The organism is Nocardia sp. NPDC004068 (genome assembly GCF_042874315.1).
Taxonomy (GTDB): domain Bacteria; phylum Actinomycetota; class Actinomycetes; order Mycobacteriales; family Mycobacteriaceae; genus Nocardia.
This window is the reverse complement of sequence record NZ_JBIAMW010000011.1, coordinates 178,792-194,457: the sequence shown is the minus strand read 5'-3', so window position 1 is coordinate 194,457 and position 15,666 is coordinate 178,792. Positions and strand designations below refer to the sequence as shown.

The following is a 15,666-nucleotide window of genomic DNA, read 5'->3' as shown; positions in this document are numbered from 1 at the left end:
CCGGATAACCGGCTGCGCAGCGCTGAAACGTGCCCGTGGCCCCGCGCTGACGCGCCGGTCGGACACCCGGTGACATGGGTCGCAATCCGAATAGTAGCTAAATAATTGCCGAAGTGAAATGCCGGTCGTCGGTCACGGCCGCGACCGGGACGAACGTCTGGTCCACGGGCGCCCGCAGCATCCGGGCGAAGGCCCGGGTGGAGGCGGGCCACGGGTTGGTCACCCGCCCGTTCGGGTGCCGGTACCAACTGCGCACGCCGTCGGGCCAGACGGTGGCCGCCAGCGACCGCTTCAGCCAGCGCCGGTAGCGCCGCATGGCGACCTCGCCGACCTCGATGGCCGCCGCGCCCGTGCGCTCGCGCCAGCGCAGGCAGTCGATGATGTAGGCGATCTGGTGTTCCTTCAGCGTCGGGTTGCTGCCCGCGGGGGTGAACGAATTGGGTCCGGCGATGAGGAAGGCGTTCGGGTAGCCCGGCACCGCGAGGCCCATGTACGCCTCGGCGCCCGCGGCCCACTCCTGCCGTAGCGAGCGGCCGCCGCGCCCGCGCACCTCCATCGGCACCAGGAACTCCGGCGCGCGGAATCCCGTGGCGAAGACGATGACATCGGCCGGGCGGTGCCGCCCGTCGCCGGTGGTGATGCCGCCCGGCGTGATTCGCGCGATGGGATCGGTCACCAGTTCCACGTTCGGCCGGGTGAGGGTGGGGTAGTAGGCGCTGTCGAAGAGGATGCGTTTGCCGCCGATCGGGTAGTCGGGCGTCAGCGCCGCGCGCAGTTCGGGATCGGAGATGCTGCGGCGCAGATACATTCGGGCCAGGGCGCGCGCGGGCCGCGCCGACCAGCCGCGCCGCATGATCGGCGCGAGCAGCAGATCGGCCCCGGTGTACAGCGCCCGCCGGTACATCCGGTGCGCGCCGGGCAGCCGCAGCGCCGCGCGGCTGAGCGGGCCGAAGTCGGCGGCCGGTTTCGGCAGCACCCAGTGCGGGGTGCGCTGGTACACCGTCACCCGCCGGGCGCGCGCGGCGGTGTCCGGAAGCAGTTGCGCCGCACTGGATCCCGTGCCGATCACGGCCACGTCCAGTCCGGTCGGATCGCAGTCGTGATCCCAGGCCGCGGAGTGGAACATCGCGCCCGCGAACGACTCTCGGCCCGGGATGTCGGGCACGTGCGGGCGGTGCAGCTGCCCGGCGGCGAAGACCACCACATCGGCCCGGATCCGCGCGCCGTCGCGGGTGGTGATCTCCCAGCGGGCGGCGCCGTCCTGATACACCGCGGTCTCGACCCGGGAGCGGAAGCGCAGATGCGGTTCGAGCCCGTGCTCGCGCGCGACGCCGCGCAGATAGTCGAGGATCTCCGGTTGCGCCGGGTAGCGGCAGCTCGTGCTGCGGTAGGGCGCGAACGAGAACGAGTACAGGTGCGAGGGCACGTCGCAGGCGCAGCCGGGATAGGTGTTGTCCCGCCAGACCCCGCCCAGGTCGTCGGCCTCCTCGAGGATCACGAACCGGGCGACGCCCGCCTCCCGTAACGCGACGCCCATTCCGATGCCACCGAAGCCCGCGCCCACCACCGCGACCTCGACGTCCAACTCCGCAACCATGGCCCGACACCTCCCGTGACATGCGACAGTAAACTTTCAGCTAACTGTAAATATCGCATGTTCAATCGGAAAAGCTCGAGTTATCGGGCGAAAAATCCAGACGAGTCGGATCTAATACCGCAACAGCGGCCTCTCAGCTATCGATCGGCATCACTGTTCACTCGGGATCGTCGCGCGGCGGCAGCACGGGCTCGTGATCCTCCGGCTGGCCGTGCTCGATCTGCCGACCTCGGGCCAGTTCGGCGTCGAACTGCGCGCCGAGCAGCACCGCCACATTGGTCAGCCACAGCCACACCAGGAACACCACCGCCCCGGCGAGCGAGCCGTAGACCTTGTTGTAGGAGCCGAAATGGGTTGCGTAGACGGTGAATCCGACCGAGGCCGCGATCCACACCAGCACGGCCAGCGTGCTGCCGGGGGTCAGCCAGCGGAAACCGGGCTGGCGGGCATTGGGCGAGGCCCAGTACAGCAGGGCGATGGCGAGACTGGCCAGCACCAGCAGCACGGGCCATTTGGCGATGTCCCACACCGTGATTCCCGCCGAACCCAGGCCCACCCAGTGTCCGATGCGGTCGGCCACCCGACCGGTCAGCACCACCCCGAGCGCGCACGCGGCCACCAGCGTCATCATGACCGCGGTCAGGGCCAGCTGGAGCGGGATCGTCTTCCACACCGGCCGCCCCTCCTCGGTCCGATAGATGGTGTTCGCGGCGCGGATGAAGGCCCCGATGTACCCCGAGGCCGTCCACAGCGAGGTCGCCAGGCCCAGGATCGCCAGCGGTCCGGCCGCGGCGCGGCTGCCCTGCAACTGGGTGATGGCGTCCTCGAGAAGCCGCGTGCCGCTGGTGTTCCCGACCTCGTGGACGGTGTCGATCAGCGACCGGGTGGCGGTGGGGCCGAGCAGGCCGAGCAGCGAGGTGAGCACGAGCAGGGCCGGAAAGACCGACAGCACACTGTAATACGTGAGGGCGGCGGCCCAGTCGGTGATCTTGTTCTCCTGGAATCGCGCGACCGTCCGGCGGAGCACCCCCCACCACGCGCGCCAACGGAGATCGGTGGGACCGGCGGGGACCGGCTCGTGCTGTGTGGTTGTCCCGGACATTCGCGCACCCGTTCTACTGGAGATCGAGGCGGGACTACCCGGCGACGAGCCGGTCAAACGGCCGGAACCGCAGGGGCGCAGCCACTTTCGCCGGACCGAGCGGTCCGTGCCGCGGCCCGGCTCCGGCGCGGGGGTAACGGAATGCGCTATGTCCGGTTGAAGGGGTGTCGGCGGGGGTATTCCTCGATCCAGGGCGGTCCGGCCACGGACCCGGCTCCAGGAGGTAAGGCCATGTCGACCTCGATCAACTCCTGTACGTCCACGCACGATCGGGCCCGGCGCCTACTCGGCGGCGCGGAACCCGACCCCGATCCCGCGGCCCGGCCCGACGAGCCGCTCTCCCCCTACGACGAGACCATCGCCCGGCTGCGCGCGCGGGCCGTGGCCGGTCGGACCCTCGATCGAGTGGATCTGGTGTAGGTCCCCGCGCCGAGGGGAAACCCCGGGGAAACACGGTTTCGAAATTCCATCCGTTCGCCATCCGCTGAAAGGATCGGGGTGGTGCAGGTGATCGAGACGGTGCAGCCCCCACCGGGCATGGCCGATCTGTGGCTCGCGCAGTATCGCGACTGTTCGGCCGAGCCGATCGGATTGTCCCCGGAGAAGGCGCATTTCCTCCTGCGGGTGCACGCCGGGCACGGCCCCTCGTGCCGGGCGTATCTCGCCGCCGCGGCGTTCCAGGGGACCGTGCTCCCGTAGGGCGACGGCCCGTCAGCGCCTGTCCCCAGTGACCGTGCTCCCCTGGGAGACGTCAGGAGACGAGGCCCCTCAGCTGCTCAGGGCGCGCGACGGCGCGGAATCCGGGTGCGGCGGATCGAAGCTCGCGGGCGCGGGCCCGAAAGCCTTGCGGGCGTTGTCGATCACGGTGCGGCCCATCATGCGGTCGCCGACGCCGCCGATCACCGCGCCGATCCCGGCGGGCAGCACCTTGCCGAACATCAGCACCGCGCGCTTGGTGATCATCTGCACGAGGAAGCGCTTCATCAGCCCGTCGTTCATGCTCCGGATGCCGGGAATCCGGTTGGCGAGCAGATCGGGCCAGTTCTTCGCCGACCGGCCGACGCCCTGCTGCACGACCGATTTCCCGCTCTCGCCCAAGGCGATTCCGAGCACCAGCGCGCGGCGGCGCTCGCGGTCCTCGAGCACCATGCCGTGCACCGCGGCGACGGCGAGGGTGAACACCGCGGTGGCCTCGAGGAAGAACACGGTTTCGGCGCTCAGCGCGAACAGCGACAGCACGGTGCCGATGCCGGGCACGGCCGCGATCGTGCCGACGAGCACGCCCGCGCTGGTCACGCTGAACAGGTAGCGGCGCTCCAGCCGCTGCAGGATCTGGGCGGGGGTCTCCTCGGGATGCTTGCGCCGCATCTTGTCCACGTACCGTCGGACCGCCGGAGCCTGCATCCGGGACCCGTTGTCCAGCAGCGACCGCACCGCCTTCTCCATGCCGGACTTGAACATCACCGATACCGCCTTCCTCGTCGCTCGTATCCACCGGATATCCAGTCCCGCCCGCGCGAACCATCGACGCCCCGGCATCGAATAGTAAGTGCTGCCCGCCCCGGGCAGCGTTACCTCGCGGTGCGAAAGGATGTCGATGGTTGCTCGGCGATTATTCGGGATGCTGGTCGGCTGGGTCGCGCTCACGACGGCGGTCGTGCCGTCCGCGTCGGCGGAGCCCGTGCAGCGCGATGCGAGCTATCGGATTCTGTGGGAGGCGTTTCCGGCCTACCGCATGGTGCCCGACGCCCGGGACGCGGTGCGCGCCCCGGCGGAGGCCGACGCGGGCCGGGACCAATGGCTCCTGCGGGCGGTGGGCGGCACGGTCGAGCACCCGATCTACCAGATCCGCAACAACGCCTCGCAGCTGTGCCTGGCGCCCACCCTGCGCCGGGCGGCGAGCAGCGATGTGGCGCAACGGCCGTGCGGCACGGGCACCGAGCAGACCTGGTACATCGACCCGACCGGCGACAGCTACAGCATCACCCTGGTGGCCGATCCCACCCGAAAGATGTACGCCAACAAGGCGCCCGGTGAGGTTCCCGCGGTGCTGGAGGGCGCCATCGCCGATACCGCGCAGGCGCGCTGGATCTTTCAGCGGGTCTGACCGTTTCGTCCCCGATCTCCGCTATCGTGTTATCTCCATTCGGAACGGGCTAAGCGATCGATGAGATCGTCGGACGTCCGGGAGGGGTTCTCGATGCGGAAGGAGCGCGCGGACGCGCTGGCACGGTTGGGCGCCACGTCCGTCGCGGTGGCGGGGCTGCGGGACATCGTCACGGCGGAACAGTCCGCGGAGGCGGCGCTGGCGCGGGTGGCCGGGGCCGCCGCCGAGGCCGCGCCGCAGGCCGATCTGGTGAGCATATCCGTTCTGGCACAACGAGTTTGGCACACCGCCACGCATACGGGCGCGGCGGCCCTGCCGCTGGACGCCGAACAGTTCTCCGCCGACCGGGGTCCGGCGCTGGAATCGGTGCGCGCCCATCGGCCGGTGCGGGCGCGCACCGGGGGCGAGGCGCGGCGCTGGCCCGAATTCGACGCCGCCGCGGCGCGGGCGGGGGTGCGCGCGGCGCTGTCGGTACCGCTGTGGCTCGAGATCGGCGACGGCGATCCGTTGCCGGGCGCGCTCACCTGCTACAGCTACACCGACGACGCCTTCGATCCCTTCGACGAGGGTCTGCTGAATCTCTACGCCCTCGTCGCCGGGCACGCGGTCGCCGACGCCCGCCGCCGTCGGCTCGCGCGGGACGCGGCTGCTCAGTTCGAGCGGGCGGTGGCCTCACGCGCGGAGATCGAACAGGCCAAGGGCGCGCTCATGGCCCTGCACGGCTGCTCGGCGGACGAGGCGTTCGCCCGGCTGGTGGAACAGTCCCAGCGCAACAATATCCGGGTGCACGTGCTGGCCCGGCGGTTCCTCGGCTCGCTGGGCGGTTCAGGCGACCGCGGCTGAGTCGCGGCCCGCGGTGTCGGAACCCGTTGCGGTGCGGCGGAATTCGAGGTGCTCGTCGTCGACGCGGCCGTAGCGCAACCGAACCGCGTCGAGGTAGAAGTTGTTCAGCACCGTCCAGGGCGCGCGCGTGCCCTGCCGGGGGATGACCCCGTCGGCGCGGCGCACGTAGCCCGAGCGCAGGGCGGTGCCGAAGGCGGATTCGGTGTCGCGATCGGCGTCCTCGGCCCGCGCGACGACCTGGTCGTAGCCGTGCCGTCGCAGATGGGCCAGCAGCCGGCAGAAGTATTCGGCGGCCAGGTCGGCCTTGAGCGTCCAGGAGGCGTTGGTGTACCCGAGCACGAACATGGCGTTGGGCACGCCGTCCATCAGCACGCCCTTGTAGATGACGCGGTCGCGGGTGGCGACCGGGCGGCCGTCGACCTCGAGTTCGGCCCCGCCCGCGATCTGCACGATCAGTCCGGTCGCGCTGACCACGACGTCGGCCGGGAGTTCGGCGCCCGACGCGAGCCGAATCCCGTTGGGCGTGAAGGTCTCGATGGTGTCGGTGACCACCGACGCCTGCCCGCGCCGGAGCACCCGGAACAGATCGCCGTTGGGCACCACGCACAGCCGTTCGTCCCACGGGTCGTAGGCGGGGGAGAAGTGCGCGAGGTCGACCTTGCCGCGCAGCTGGGTGCGCACGACGCCGAGCAGCAGCCGCCGAGCCAGCTCCGGCCGGGACCGCGACAGCTGGAATACGCCGCGCTGCAACGCGATATTGCGGACCCGGCCGAGTTTGTAGATCACCGGGGCCGGAACGCGCAGGCGCTCCAGCACCGCGGCCACCGGATCCTCGGCGGGGATCGGCAGGATGTAGGTGGGCGAGCGTTGCAGCATGGTGATGTGCGCGGCCCGGTCGGCCATGGCGGGAACGAGGGTCACCGCCGTCGCGCCGCTGCCGATGACCACCACGCGCTTGCCCGCGTAGTCGAGGTCCGCGGGCCACTGCTGCGGGTGCACGATGGGTCCGGCGAAGGTGTCCTCGCCGGGGAAGGCGGGCCGGTAGCCGCGGTCGTAGTCGTAGTAGCCGGTGCAGCCGATCAGGAAGCGGCTGGTGAATTCGGTTGTCGCGCCGGTGGTCTCGTCGATCGAGCGCACGGTCCACAGGCCGGTGGCGGTGCTGAATCCGGCGTGTGCGACCCGGTGGCCGAAGCGGATGCGCGGGGTGACCCCGTACTCGTCGGCGGTCTCGCGCACGTACTCGCGGATGCTCGCGCCGTCGGCGAGCACCTTGGTGCCGCGCCAGGGGCGGAAGTGGTAGCCGAAGGTGTACATGTCCGAGTCGGAGCGAATGCCGGGGTAGCGGAACAGATCCCAGGTGCCGCCGACGCGATCGCGCCGCTCGAGCACGGCGTAGTCGAGGTCGGGCAGCTCGCGGGCGAGGTGGCAGGCCGCGCCGATGCCGGACACCCCGGCCCCGATGATCAGCACGTCGAAATGGTTGTCGCCCATCGCTCGGCCTCCCGCCGCGTCGCGTTCGCTCACCGTCATGTTACCGCGACATACTGTCACACACACTTACCTGTGACAAGTAGTATCGGACAGTGCGACATCCCGGCCGCCGGGCTGGCCGGGAACCGATCGCGCGGCCGTTACGCTGTCCGGCGTGACTTCAGCCGTGCCGCAGACGATTACGCTGCCCGGGGATCGCGTCGTGGGCTACGCCGAATACGGCGATCCCGAGGGCGCGCCGGTGCTGTACTGCCACGGGATTCCCGGGTCGCGGTTGGAGGGGGTCGCGTTCGCCGCGGCCGCCGCGGCGGCGGGGCTGCGGATCGTCGCCGTCGATCGGCCGGGGCTGGGCCGGTCCGAATTCGTCCCTCGGACGCGGGTGGCGGACTGGGCGGAAACCGTTGCGGCGCTTGCCGATCGGTTCGACTGGGAGCGGTTCGCGGTGATCGGCGTCTCGGGCGGGGGGCCCTACGCGTTGGCGTGCGCGCACGCGCTGGGGGAGCGGGTGCGGGCGGTGACGGTGGTGAGCGCGCCCGCGCCGTTCACCCCCGGCGACGAGCGGCGGAATCTGCTGGCGCTGCGGCGGTTTCCGTTCCTGGCCCGGCCCCTCGCGGCGCGGCTGGCGGCCCGGGTGCGGCGGCCCGGCGGGGTCGCGGAACTGATCGCGCGGATGCCGGTGGTCGACCGGGATCGGGTGGTGGAACATCCGCATATGGCCCTGGAGCTGTCGGCCAATGTGGCCGAGGCGTTCCGGCAGGGCAGCCGCGGCGTGGCGGCGGATATGCGGGTGCTGGCCGGAGACTGGGGATTCGCCTTGCGCGACATCACGATTCCGGTGCTGATCTGGCACGGCGACGGGGATCGCAACGTCCCCGTCGCCGACGCCCACCGATTGGCCGCCGAACTACCGCGCGGCCGAGCGGTTGTCGTTCCCGATGCCGGGCATCTGCTGGTCATCGATCACGCCGAGCGGATTCTCGCCGCGATGCACGCCGACTAGCCCGGCCGAGCCTGAGGCGCTCGTCCGGACGAATCAGGAATTGGCGTCGCGGTAAGCCTCGACCAGATCCTTGGGCAGGCGGCCGCGCGCCGATACCTTGCGGCCGGTCGATTGCGCCCATTCCCGAATCTTGTTCGATTCCGCCTTGCTCAGGCCCGACGCAGAACCCGTACCCGCGGTGGCCTTACGCCCGCCGCGCCGACCGCCGATGCGACGCGCGGCCTTGGTGTAGGGATCGAGCGCGGCATAGAACTTGTCGCGGTTCTTCGCGCCCAACTCGATTTCGTATTCCACACCGTCGACCGCAAAGGTGATCGTGGGGTTGGGGACGATGTCGGTGTCGATCCGCTCCCCGGTGAGATCGTCGTAGGTCTCGACAATTGTCTTCTGCGCCATTCGGCAAGACTATCATCCCGTCGGGGTTCCTTTTCCCGGTCACGGTGTGGTCTTTGTTGGACTAATTCGCGGATGCGATCGATCGCCGGGCGGCCGGGTCGGGGGAAGGGAGCGGGGCGCGTTGTCCGTTTCGCCGCCGTTGGAAAAACCAGGGGTCGCGCGGGGGGCACGCGGAGTGATTCACGTGTCCTTTTCCGCCCTATTCCGGGACTGCCGCCCCGGGCCGGACGCCCGGTGCCCCCGGATGGGCGAAACCGCATTTCGGCCGCGTCGGCGACCGATCATACCCGGTGTGCCGCAACGTATTCGAACCAGGTTCCCGCGGCGACGTGTCACGTCCCCCGGGGCGGGTATCCGCGAAGACGAATCGCCGTGCCGCGGCCGGAACCACGATCGAAGGAGGAGCTGTGCCATGAGCCACACCTATGATTCGCGGGCGCCGGAATCCCCGCCCGTCGCCGAATTGATCGGCAACGCCACCGAGCAGGTGAGCCGCCTGGTCCGCGAGGAGATCCGGCTGGCGGCCATCGAAACCCAGAACAAGGCGCAGCGGCTGGGCCTCGGCGCGGGGCTCGCGGGCGTCGCGGCGATCGTGGCCCTGCTGGGGGCGGGGACCCTGGTCGCCGCGGCCGTGCTCGCGCTGGCCCTGGTTCTGCCCGGGTGGGCGTCGGCGCTGATCGTCGGCGGCGTGCTGCTGCTGATCGCGGCGGTGGCGGCGCTCGTCGGCCGCTCGCGCATCCAGCAGGCCACCCCGCCGGTGCCCGAACAGGCCGTCGCCGACGTCCGCCGGGACGTGGCCGTCGTCAAGGAGAGGAGCCACCGATGAGCGACATCCCCTCCGATCCGGAGCAATTGCGCCGCGATCGCGATCGCACCCGGGAGGAACTCGGGCAGACGGTCGAGGCGCTGACCGAGAAGTTCGACGTTCCGGGCCGGGCCCGGGCCAAGGCGCAGGAGCTGCGTGGCCGGGCCGAGGACGCGACCCCTGATGTGGTGGTCGACGGGAGCAGGCAGGCCGCGGGCGTGGTGCGCGCGTACCCGGTGCCCATCGTCGGGGCGGGTGTGCTGGTCGCCCTGGTGATCTGGTTCCTGGCGCGGCGGAGGTCGGCATGAGGACGCTCTACAAACCGCTGGGCATGCTGGTGAGCGTGCTCGGCGGGCTGCTGGCATCGATGATCTTCAACAGGTTGTGGCGCACGCTCGCGGGGGAGGACGAGGCGCCGAGCGCGACCGCGCGCGGGTACGGGTGGGGTGAGGTGCTCACCGCGGCGGCGTTGCAGGGGGCGGTGTTCGGCGTCGTGAAGGCCGCGGTGGATCGCGCCGGGGCGACCGGATACCGGTCGATCACGGGGACCTGGCCCGCGGACTGACCGCGGGCCCGGCCTGTCGGCCCGTTCCGAAATCGTTGCGGCACAGCGATTTCCGTCGGGCATGCGGTACGGACGTTTCCCCACCGGGGCACCGAAGGCGCCCCGGCTCATGCTTGTTCGCGGTGCGCGCGCACTGTGATTCCCGTCATTCCGGCGCGGACCGGCCACCAGCGTTGTTGTCAGCTCGGCCCGGTGTCTGGAATATCGAAAGTGGTTGGCCGGGCCAATGTTCCGTCTCGGTCGCCCGCATCCCTCACCGATCCGATTGTGCGATCGTCACCGGAAAGGTCGAAGCAAATGACTGACACCCTCGATGCCACTGCTGCCACTGCTGCCACCGCCGCCAATGCCCAGGCCCCGACCCAGCGGATTCCGGCCGTGTCCGCCGGGCCGCGGCGTTCCCCGCACGCGCGTCCCGCCACCCGGCCCGTGCACGCCGGGCCCGGGTCGCAGTGGTGGCACGCGAAAACCGTGCTGGTGACCCGTGTCGCGGGTCCCGACAAACTCGTCACCGTGCCGCGGCTGGTCGTCCCGATCGGCGATCGGCAGCTGGCCTTCCGCATCTCCTCGCTCTCGCCGGAGGCGGGCCAGCTCGCCCAGGACGGGCGCGTGGTCGTCCAGCCCGGCGACTGGCACGGCAGCCCCGTCGTGGGGACGCATCAGCGGCAGGGCTGGGCGCAACTCGTCACCACCGGAACCCTCATCGGCCACGTCGACGCGGCCATGAACGCGAAATACGGCTGGCGGCTCTCGCTGGCCCGCTTCGCCCATCACATGGCCCGCGGGGCGGCCCGCTACGGCGATGTGATCGTGCTCGTGAATGTCCACGAGCCCAGCCCCATCCCGCTGCCTCCGGCCTGACCCGTCGGCGCGGCCGCCTCCGGTGCGGGGCCGCGGTCGTAGGTGGTCGGTGTGGCCGTCTTGGTGTGGGGCCGCGGTCGAACGGTGGGGCCGCGGTCGTAGGGGGTCGCGTGACGTCGGCGCGGCTGCCCTGGACGTGGGGGCGGCGGTCGTACGGTGGGCGCGTGGCGACGAATTCGGGCGGGCGAGCGATGGTCTGGGCCTTGTCGGCGCTGGTGGCGGGGAGTTGTGCGGGGCCGCCGGACAATTCCGGGCCCGCTCCCGCGGCGGCGCCGCCGGTCGCTCCGGTGGTCGCCGCGCCCACGCCCGCGGCGGTCGGGGCGAACGAATTGGGCAGCGTTCCGATCCTGATGTATCACCAATTGAGCGCGGATCCGGTGAGCGAATACGATCAGACGCCCGCGGAGTTCCGCGCCGAACTCGATCGCCTCTATCGGGAGGACTATCGTCCCGTCACGGTCGCCGAGTACGCGGCGGGGACCATCGATATTCCGGCCGGGACGCATCCGGTCGTGCTCACCTTCGACGATTCGACCAGCAGCCAACTGGCATTCACGCCGAGCGGTGCGCCCGCGCCCGACACCGCGGTCGGGATTCTCACCGATTTCGCCGCGACCCATCCGGGCTTTCGCGCGACCGCCTCCTTCTATGTCAACAACGATTCCTTCGGTAACGCCCCGGGCGCGCTGAAATGGCTCGTCGAGCACGGGTACGAGGTCGGCTCGCACACCGCGACCCACCCGAACCTCGCCGGTCTCGACAGCGCGTCGGTGCAACGCGAATTCGCCGACAATGTCCGGGCCATCGAGTCGGCGACATCGATACGCGTCCACACCATGGCCCTGCCGCTGGGCATTCGGCCCGCCGATCCCGCGCTGGCCACCGCGGGTTCGTGGGCGGGCACCGGCTATTCCTTCGACGCGGTGCTGCTGGTCGGCGCGGAACCCGCGCCCTCGCCGTTCGGGGCGCTGGACCGGACCGCGATCCCACGCATCCGCTCGGGTCTCGGTGCGGTGCTGTTCGATTCGGGCTACTGGCTCGATCGGCTCGCGGCGGACCCGGCCGGCCGCTTCACCTCCGACGGGGACCCGGGACGGATCTCGTTCCCGGCGCGGCTCGCGGGCGATCTCGCGGCATCCTGGGCGGCGCGCGCGAATCCGTACTGACCGGTTTGCGCAAATCCATTGGCCTGGTGGGCTTCACGAGGGTTGACGCCGACGTGGGCGTATGGGAGTTTGCTCACACACTTCCGTGCGCTCGTCGGAGAGCCTGTCGAGTCGGCACGGGGTCGGCTCGAGGAGTAGCAGGTAGTGCGCCCACGTCTAGGTCAGCAAACGGGTACCGCGATTTCGAGCGTCGTGCGGCCGCGCACGATCGGCGGTCAGCTGTCCCGCATTCTCGTGTTCGCGCTGATCCTGGTGCTCACGCTGTTGACGGTGGCCGCCTTCGGCGCGTACGGGGACTACCGCGAGGCCGACGACGCCCGGAACGCGGTGTCGCTCGCGCTGCGCGTGCAGGATCTCACCGATCAGATCCAGCAGGAGCTCGGGCTCAGCAACGGCCTGCTCGGCGGTGACGATCGGCTGCGGCAACCGCTGGCGCGGCAGCGGCAGGTCGTCGACACCACCCTCGACGCGGTGCGTTCGGCCGCGGATTCCGGTGTGCCCGGGGCGGATCAGGTGCGCGCCGCGCTGGGTCGGCTGAACCTGCTCGCGGGCACCAGATCCCAGATCGACGCCCGGCGCATCAGCCGTCCGGTGCTCATGCAGTTCTACAACGACGCCGCCGGTGCGCTCGATCGGTTGACCCTCGGACTCGACCAGGCCGCCGATCCCCGCATCCAGCGTGGGTTGCAGGCGTTCTACGCGCTCGGTGCGGCCAAGACGCAGTTCGACACCGAACGCAACTTCCTCAACGGCGTGTTCGTCGCGGGCCGGTTCGCCGGGGGCGAGTACGGCCAGTTCCTGGAGATCCGGGCCACCAAACAGGCGGCGCTGCAAACGTTCTCGCGGTTCGCCACCCGCGAGCGGCAGGCCGATCTGGACGAGGCGATGCTCGGCGACAACGCCGCCGCGGTCGAGCAGGCCGAGAGCGTCGCGCTGGCCTCCGGTGACGGCCCGCTGGTCCGCCCGGTCGACGCCGCGGACTGGTGGACGCGCACGAGCGCCGTCATCGACGCGCAGCGCACGGTGCAGCGGGCCGTGGGCGCGGATGTCGCGGCGCGCGCGAACGAGCTGCGCGGCGCGGCGATGACCACGCTCGTGCTGTTCGTGGTCGGCACGGCCGTCGCGGTGCTCGCCATGATCGCGCTCGTGCTCGCCTCCGTGCGCGCGCTGGTGCGGCCGCTGGCCCGGCTGGCCGCCGAGGCCGACGACGTGGCCTCGCGCCGGTTGCCCGGGGTCGTGCGGGAATGGGGGCAGGCGCCCGACGCGCCGCCCGAGGCGCCCGTGCCGGTGCGCGTGCCGCGGGGGTCGAGCACCGAGGTCGCCGCGGTCGCCAACGCCCTGGATCGGGTGCAGACCACCGCCTTCGAACTCGCCTCCCAGCAGACGCTGATGCGGCGCAACACCACCGAGTCGCTGTCGAATCTGGCTCGGCGCAACCAGAATCTGGTGCGCCGCCAGCTCGCGCTGATCAGCGAGTTCGAGCGCAAGGAACTCGATCCGCAGGGCCTGGCCAACCTGTTCGAACTCGACCACCTCGCCACCCGCATGCGCCGCAACGCCGAGAGCCTGCTGGTGCTCGTCGGGGAGAACAGCCCGCGCCGGCTGACCCGGCCCATCTCGCTCACCGACGTGATCCGCGCGGGCATGTCCGAGGTCGACGACTACCGGCGCGTGGTGTTGCGCCGGGTGGACGACGTCCTCGTGGTCGGCACGGCCGCTGGCGAACTGTCGCATATGCTCGCCGAACTCATCGAGAACGGATTGGCGTTCTCCCCACCGGATCTCGAGGTCGAGATCTACGGGCGCCGCTCGGACGACGGCTATCTGCTGGCGGTGGTCGACCACGGCGTCGGCATGTCCGCGGAGCAGGTGGCCCAGTCCAATGCGCGGCTGCGCGGCGAGCAGGACTTCATCGTCGCGCCCAGCCGCTATCTGGGCCATTACGTGGTGGGCCGGTTGGCCCGGCGCCTGGGCATCACCGTCGAACTGACCTCCTCCCCGGTCAGCGGGGTCGCCGCGCGGCTGACGCTGCCCGCGGATCTGCTTGCGCTGGACCAACATCCGCATCCGGCGACGATCGAGGCCACGGCCGGGCGAACCGCGCTGGAACCGGCCTGGGGCGCCGATTCGGAGCTGCCGCCCGCGCGGGAGCCGGTGTACGCCGCGCTCCCCGCGCCCGAGCGCCCCCGGCCCGCGCCCGCCCCGGCGAATCCGGACGCCCCCACCACGCGCAACGGCCTGACCCGCCGCAACAAACGTGCACGCGGCGCCGAATCCGCAGCGGACGCCTCGCCGCGCGCGCCCCGCGGGCCCGCGACGCCGCGTACCCCGGACCAGACCCGCACACTATTGTCGTCCTTCCGCGCCGGGCACGAGCGCGGCGCGGCGGCGAATTCGACCCCGTTGGTGACGATCTCGGAGGAGAACCGGTGAGTTTCGACTGGATGCTGGCCGAATTCGCGCGCACCACCCCGGGCGTGCGCGAGGCGATCGCGGTCTCCTCGGACGGGTTGCTCATCGCCATGTCCGACGGGCTCGAGCGTGCCGCCGCGGATCGGCTGGGCGCCATGGTGTCCGGGCTGACCAGCCTCGCCCGCAGCGCCTCGCGCAGCTACTCCTTCGACGGCCTCGAACTGATCATGATCGAGATGAACCGGGGTTTCCTGCTCGTCTCGACGATCAGCGACGGCAGCTGCCTCGGCGTGATCGCCGACAGCACCTGCGATGTCGGGCAGCTCGGCTACGAGATGTCGGTGCTGGCCGAGCGCGCCGGGTCGCTGCTGAATCCGGCGCTGATCTCCGAATTGCGAGAGACCCTGCGCAGATGACCCACAGTGATTTCGCCGACGACGACGAGTTCGTGCGCCCGTTCGTCGTCACGGGCGGACGCACCACCCCCGTCATCGACGGTTTGCGCATCGAGACCCTGGTGCAGGCGCCCCCGTCGGCGCTGCCCGCGCCGTTGCAACTCGAGCAGCTCGCCGTCGTGCGGTTGTGCCAGGAACCGCATTCCATCGCCGAAGTCGCTGTGGCGCTGAAGGTTCCGGTGGGCGTCGCCAAGGTGATCGTGAGCGATCTGGCCGTCGCCGGTTTCGTCACCGTGCGGGAGGCCCCCGAATTGACCGTTGCCGCCATCGAGAGGATCAGAGATCTTGTCCGGGCACTCTGACCAGCCCAAGACCACGCCGTCGTCGGTGAAGATCGTCGTCAGCGGCGGCTTCGGCGTCGGGAAGACGACATTCATCGGCGCGATCTCGGAGATCGAGCCGCTCGCCACCGAGGCCGCCATGACCGAGGTGTCGCTCGACGTCGACGATCGCGGCCGCCGCGACGAGAAGACGGAGACCACCGTCGCCCTCGACTTCGGCCGCATCACGCTGGAGCGGTCGCTGATCCTCTACCTGTTCGGCACGCCCGGGCAGGATCGGTTCGTCTTCCTGTGGGACGACCTGATCGACGGCGCGCTGGGCGCGGTGATCGTGGTGGACACCAGCCGCATCGACGACTGCTTCCCGGTGCTGGACTACTTCGAGGAGAAGAAGACCCCGTTCGTGGTGGCGGTCAACCGCTTCGACGAGGAGCGGCGGTTCGCGCTCGCGGAGGTGCGCGAGGCGCTCGAGCTGGAGGACTGGATTCCGCTGGTGGAATGCGATGCGCGCGACCGGAATTCGGTGCGCGACGTGCTGGTGGCGCTGCTCGAGCAGGTGCTGTTCCATCGCATCGCGGTGTGAGG

The 15,666-nt window shown here is 70.7% G+C and carries 19 protein-coding genes; 14 read left to right on the top strand and 5 right to left on the bottom strand.

Going from position 1 to position 15,666, the window contains the following annotated elements:
• Positions 1-97: 97 nt before the first annotated feature.
• Both ACFYTQ_RS26935 and ACFYTQ_RS26930 read right to left on the bottom strand, forming a co-directional pair.
• Entirely contained in the window at positions 98-1,597 is a 1,500-nt protein-coding gene (locus ACFYTQ_RS26935; RefSeq protein ID WP_387366674.1) for a flavin-containing monooxygenase, read from the bottom strand.
• 157 nt (positions 1,598-1,754) lie between these two features.
• Positions 1,755-2,699, bottom strand: coding sequence for a YihY/virulence factor BrkB family protein (locus tag ACFYTQ_RS26930; RefSeq protein WP_387366671.1), 945 nt, complete (start codon positions 2,697-2,699; stop codon positions 1,755-1,757).
• 231 nt (positions 2,700-2,930) lie between these two features.
• Between ACFYTQ_RS26930 and ACFYTQ_RS26925 the strand changes: the two genes are divergently transcribed.
• Together ACFYTQ_RS26925 and ACFYTQ_RS26920 are read left to right on the top strand one after the other, a co-directional pair.
• A complete protein-coding gene (locus tag ACFYTQ_RS26925; RefSeq protein ID WP_387366668.1) occupies positions 2,931-3,119 on the top strand; it encodes a hypothetical protein in 189 nt (62 codons plus the stop codon).
• Between the two features lie 78 nt (positions 3,120-3,197).
• The gene (locus ACFYTQ_RS26920; protein WP_387366665.1) at positions 3,198-3,398 is read left to right on the top strand and encodes a hypothetical protein; all 201 of its coding nucleotides are present in this window, start codon (positions 3,198-3,200) and stop codon (positions 3,396-3,398) included.
• A 69-nt stretch (positions 3,399-3,467) separates the two neighbouring features.
• Here the strand turns inward: ACFYTQ_RS26920 and ACFYTQ_RS26915 are convergent, their stop codons facing one another.
• On the bottom strand, positions 3,468-4,160 hold the full coding sequence (locus tag ACFYTQ_RS26915; RefSeq protein WP_387366892.1) for a hypothetical protein: 693 nt from the start codon (positions 4,158-4,160) through the stop codon (positions 3,468-3,470).
• Positions 4,161-4,296: 136 nt separating this feature from the next.
• On the opposite strand from ACFYTQ_RS26915, the gene ACFYTQ_RS26910 reads away from it, so the two are divergent.
• Both ACFYTQ_RS26910 and ACFYTQ_RS26905 read left to right on the top strand, forming a co-directional pair.
• The gene (locus ACFYTQ_RS26910) at positions 4,297-4,806 is read left to right on the top strand and encodes an RICIN domain-containing protein (protein ID WP_387366662.1); all 510 of its coding nucleotides are present in this window, start codon (positions 4,297-4,299) and stop codon (positions 4,804-4,806) included.
• 93 nt (positions 4,807-4,899) lie between these two features.
• Entirely contained in the window at positions 4,900-5,649 is a 750-nt protein-coding gene (locus tag ACFYTQ_RS26905) for an ANTAR domain-containing protein (RefSeq protein WP_387366659.1), read from the top strand.
• Here ACFYTQ_RS26905 and ACFYTQ_RS26900 read toward each other — a convergent pair.
• Complete coding sequence (locus tag ACFYTQ_RS26900) at positions 5,632-7,179, bottom strand: flavin-containing monooxygenase (RefSeq protein WP_387366656.1); 1,548 nt, start codon at positions 7,177-7,179, stop codon at positions 5,632-5,634. The two genes, ACFYTQ_RS26905 and ACFYTQ_RS26900, sit on opposite strands and share 18 nt — an antisense overlap.
• A 115-nt stretch (positions 7,180-7,294) precedes the next feature.
• On the opposite strand from ACFYTQ_RS26900, the gene ACFYTQ_RS26895 reads away from it, so the two are divergent.
• On the top strand, positions 7,295-8,140 hold the full coding sequence (locus tag ACFYTQ_RS26895) for an alpha/beta fold hydrolase (RefSeq protein WP_387366653.1): 846 nt from the start codon (positions 7,295-7,297) through the stop codon (positions 8,138-8,140).
• A 33-nt stretch (positions 8,141-8,173) separates the two neighbouring features.
• Here ACFYTQ_RS26895 and ACFYTQ_RS26890 read toward each other — a convergent pair whose 3' ends face one another.
• Complete coding sequence (locus ACFYTQ_RS26890) at positions 8,174-8,536, bottom strand: Lsr2 family protein (protein WP_387366650.1); 363 nt, start codon at positions 8,534-8,536, stop codon at positions 8,174-8,176.
• Positions 8,537-8,948: 412 nt separating this feature from the next.
• On the opposite strand from ACFYTQ_RS26890, the gene ACFYTQ_RS26885 reads away from it, so the two are divergent.
• The 9 genes from ACFYTQ_RS26885 to ACFYTQ_RS26845 all read left to right on the top strand — a co-directional run bounded on the left by ACFYTQ_RS26885 (position 8,949) and on the right by ACFYTQ_RS26845 (position 15,664).
• Positions 8,949-9,362 carry a phage holin family protein gene (locus tag ACFYTQ_RS26885; RefSeq protein ID WP_387366647.1) on the top strand — a complete coding sequence of 138 codons (414 nt, stop codon included), beginning with the start codon at positions 8,949-8,951 and terminating at the stop codon, positions 9,360-9,362.
• Positions 9,359-9,649, top strand: coding sequence for a DUF3618 domain-containing protein (locus tag ACFYTQ_RS26880; protein WP_387366644.1), 291 nt, complete (start codon positions 9,359-9,361; stop codon positions 9,647-9,649). Before ACFYTQ_RS26885 ends, ACFYTQ_RS26880 begins: the two co-directional genes overlap by 4 nt.
• Positions 9,646-9,906 carry a DUF4235 domain-containing protein gene (locus tag ACFYTQ_RS26875; protein ID WP_387366641.1) on the top strand — a complete coding sequence of 87 codons (261 nt, stop codon included), beginning with the start codon at positions 9,646-9,648 and terminating at the stop codon, positions 9,904-9,906. The genes ACFYTQ_RS26880 and ACFYTQ_RS26875 overlap by 4 nt, the downstream gene beginning before the upstream one ends.
• A gap of 297 nt (positions 9,907-10,203) precedes the next feature.
• The gene (locus tag ACFYTQ_RS26870) at positions 10,204-10,767 is read left to right on the top strand and encodes a hypothetical protein (RefSeq protein ID WP_387366638.1); all 564 of its coding nucleotides are present in this window, start codon (positions 10,204-10,206) and stop codon (positions 10,765-10,767) included.
• Positions 10,768-10,931: 164 nt separating this feature from the next.
• The gene (locus ACFYTQ_RS26865; protein WP_387366635.1) at positions 10,932-11,933 is read left to right on the top strand and encodes a polysaccharide deacetylase family protein; all 1,002 of its coding nucleotides are present in this window, start codon (positions 10,932-10,934) and stop codon (positions 11,931-11,933) included.
• A 144-nt stretch (positions 11,934-12,077) separates the two neighbouring features.
• The gene (locus tag ACFYTQ_RS26860; RefSeq protein WP_387366633.1) at positions 12,078-14,366 is read left to right on the top strand and encodes a nitrate- and nitrite sensing domain-containing protein; all 2,289 of its coding nucleotides are present in this window, start codon (positions 12,078-12,080) and stop codon (positions 14,364-14,366) included.
• Positions 14,363-14,761, top strand: coding sequence for a roadblock/LC7 domain-containing protein (locus tag ACFYTQ_RS26855; protein ID WP_387366630.1), 399 nt, complete (start codon positions 14,363-14,365; stop codon positions 14,759-14,761). The genes ACFYTQ_RS26860 and ACFYTQ_RS26855 overlap by 4 nt, the downstream gene beginning before the upstream one ends.
• Positions 14,758-15,102 (top strand): DUF742 domain-containing protein, encoded by a 345-nt coding sequence (locus tag ACFYTQ_RS26850; protein ID WP_387366627.1) that lies wholly within the window; start codon positions 14,758-14,760, stop codon positions 15,100-15,102. Before ACFYTQ_RS26855 ends, ACFYTQ_RS26850 begins: the two co-directional genes overlap by 4 nt.
• Positions 15,083-15,664: an ATP/GTP-binding protein gene (locus ACFYTQ_RS26845; protein ID WP_387366889.1), complete on the top strand. Its 582-nt coding sequence runs from the start codon at positions 15,083-15,085 to the stop codon at positions 15,662-15,664. The genes ACFYTQ_RS26850 and ACFYTQ_RS26845 overlap by 20 nt, the downstream gene beginning before the upstream one ends.
• Positions 15,665-15,666: the final 2 nt, after the last annotated feature.